Origin of the sequence: Pseudomonas sp. IPO3774, assembly GCF_013386835.1 — a bacterium.
Taxonomy (GTDB): domain Bacteria; phylum Pseudomonadota; class Gammaproteobacteria; order Pseudomonadales; family Pseudomonadaceae; genus Aquipseudomonas.
This window is the reverse complement of the sequence record NZ_JACAQY010000081.1, coordinates 1-2499: the sequence shown is the minus strand read 5'-3', so window position 1 is coordinate 2499 and position 2499 is coordinate 1. Positions and strand designations below refer to the sequence as shown.

At 59.3% G+C, this 2499-nt stretch carries 3 protein-coding genes; all 3 read right to left on the bottom strand.

All coding sequences use genetic code 11. The features are described from left to right. Positions 1–58: 58 nt before the first annotated feature. Genes HYE77_RS32355 through HYE77_RS32345 form a run of 3 tightly spaced genes read right to left on the bottom strand, consistent with a single transcriptional unit; the run spans position 59 to position 2344 of the window. Positions 59–850: an ABC transporter ATP-binding protein gene (locus HYE77_RS32355; RefSeq protein WP_003220035.1), complete on the bottom strand. Its 792-nt coding sequence runs from the start codon at positions 848–850 to the stop codon at positions 59–61. Between the two features lie 17 nt (positions 851–867). Then, positions 868–1605, bottom strand: a complete 738-nt coding sequence (locus tag HYE77_RS32350; RefSeq protein ID WP_003220033.1) for an ABC transporter permease — start codon at positions 1603–1605, stop codon at positions 868–870. Between the two features lie 16 nt (positions 1606–1621). Then, a complete protein-coding gene (locus tag HYE77_RS32345) occupies positions 1622–2344 on the bottom strand; it encodes an ABC transporter permease (RefSeq protein WP_003220032.1) in 723 nt (240 codons plus the stop codon). Positions 2345–2499: the final 155 nt, after the last annotated feature.

The window sequence follows — 2499 nt, the reverse complement described above, 5'->3', positions numbered from 1 at the left end:
CCTACAGAAAAGCAGCTCTGCCTTCGCTCTGGATCTTGCCTTTGCTTTTAACACTCCACTACTCCGCACTACGCTGCGTATGACTCGATACAAACTGCCGAAACCGCTCAGTCGGCAACCCCTCAAACAACTCCGCCGGGGTGCCCTGGGCATCAATCAACCCATTGGCCATAAACACCACCCGATTGGACACATGCCGCGCAAACCCCATCTCATGGGTCACCACCAACATGGTCCGCCCTTCCTCGGCCAGCGACCGCATCACCCGCAACACCTCCCCCACCAACTCCGGGTCCAGCGCCGACGTCGGCTCATCAAACAACATTACTTGCGGGTTCATCGCCAACGCCCGGGCAATCGCCACCCGCTGCTGCTGCCCACCCGACAAATGCGCCGGGTAATAATCACGGCGATCATAAAGCCCCACCTTGTGCAGCAGTTGCTCAGCTTCCTCCACACACTCGGCCTTCGAACGCTTGAGCACCCGCATCGGCCCCTCGATGACATTTTGCAAAACCGTCATATGCGACCACAGGTTAAAACTCTGGAACACCATGCCCAGCTTGCTGCGCATGGTCTCCACCTGCCGCGTGCTGCCAGGCAACAACCGACCGTTGCGCTGGCGCTTGAGTTCGATGGTTTCGCCGTCGAGCACAATACTGCCCTCGTCCGGGGTTTCCAGCAGGTTGATACAACGCAGGAAAGTGCTCTTGCCCGAACCGCTGGCACCGAGGATGGAAATCACGTCACCTTTGTGAGCCTCCAGCGAAATCCCCTTGAGAACCTGTGCCGAACCGAAAGCCTTGTGAATGTTGTTAACCGTAAGGGCGCTCTGAATCTGAGTACTCATGACAAGCTCCGCTGCAATCAGGAATGAGAAATAGGTTCGGGGGTTTGCTTGACCGGCACGTCTTTCGGCCGCTCACGCAGATGGGGCGACAGACGATGTTCAATCCAGGCCACCACACGCACCACCAGGAAATTCAGGATCAGATAGATCAACGCCGCACAAATGAACACTTCCATGGTGCGGTAGGTACGCTGGATGATTTGTTGCGCCACGCCGGTGACGTCCCACACGGTGACCAGGCTGGCCAGCGCGGTGGACTTGACCAGCAAGATGGCCTCGGTGGAATAGGCCGGAAGCGCCTGGCGCAAGGTGACCGGGCCGATCACTCGCCACAGCAGGGTCCAACGCCCCATGCCTACCGCCTGCCCCGCTTCGATCTGCCCTTGAGGCACGCTCAGCAGGCCACCGCGAATGATTTCAGCGGTGTAACCGGCGGTGCACAGCGCCAGGGAGACCACGGCGCAGCCATAAGGCGACCTCAACACCACCCACAGGAAGCTGTCGCGAATCGCCGGGAACTGCCCCAGGCCGTAATAGATCAGGAACATCTGGATCATCAGCGGCGTGCCGCGAAACAGCATGATGTAGAAACGCGCCGGATAGCTGAGGAATGGCCAGCGGCTGACGCGCATGGACACCACGCCAAGCGACAGCAGCAACCCCAGGGTCAGGGACGAAAAAAACAAGGCCAGGGTGATGGGCAAGGCACCCAGCAACTTGAGCATGGTGTCGGCAAGAAAGGCGAAATCGATCATGGCAAACGGTCCCTTCTCACGACTGTGCAGGATTGCGCCGCTGCGTACGCTGTACGCGCGCTTCGGCAATATTGAAAAGACGGCCCGAAAGCCCGGTCAGAATCAGGTAGCACACGCCGCCGACGATGTAGAACGTGAAGTACTGGCGCGTGGAACCCGCCGCCACCTGGCTGGCGCGCATCAGTTCCACCAGGCCAATCACCGAAATCAGCGCGGAGTCTTTCAGGCTCATTTGCCAGACGTTGCCCAGGCCCGGCAGCGCATACCGCCAGATCTGCGGGATCAGCACCCGGCGAATCCGCGTTGCGCGGTTCATGCCGATCGCCAGTGCTGCCTCAAGCTCACCCTTGGCCACCGCGATAAAGGCACCGCGATAGACCTCAGCCTGATACGACGCCGAGATCAATCCGACGGCGATGGCCCCCACCATGAACGGCGGGACATCGACATAGCCTTCACCGCCAAACCAGTGATTGACGGCCGTCACCACACTGGCACCGCCGAAATAGAACAGGTAGATCACCAACAGCTCCGGAATCCCCCGGAACAGGATGGAATAGGCATCCCCCAGGTATCGCAAGGCACGCTTTTTGGAAAGCTTGGCCATGGCCACCAGGCTGCCGACCAGCGCACCGACCACCAGCGCCGCAAGGGTCAACAACACGGTCATGAGGGCGGCCTTGAGCAAGGCCATCCCCCAACCCGTGTCGCCAAAACTGAGCATCTGCATGAGACTCATCAAGTCACTCCTACCGAAAACACATAAAGCACCGGAACCTTGAAATCCGTCTCAACCTGCCCGACGTCCATGAAGCAAAGGGTGCAACTGCCTGCCTGGTTTACTTGACCATCGGCAGGTTCAAACCCTGCTCCTTGGCGCAATCAATCGCGATC

Bases quoted from the DNA above. Each gene is read 5' to 3' on its own strand.
- HYE77_RS32345 (WP_003220032.1), bottom strand. From the start codon at position 2,344: ATGAGTCTCATGCAGATGCTCAGTTTTGGCGACACGGGTTGGGGGATG.
- HYE77_RS32355 (WP_003220035.1), bottom strand. From the start codon at position 850: ATGAGTACTCAGATTCAGAGCGCCCTTACGGTTAACAACATTCACAAG.
- HYE77_RS32350 (WP_003220033.1), bottom strand. From the start codon at position 1,605: ATGATCGATTTCGCCTTTCTTGCCGACACCATGCTCAAGTTGCTGGGT.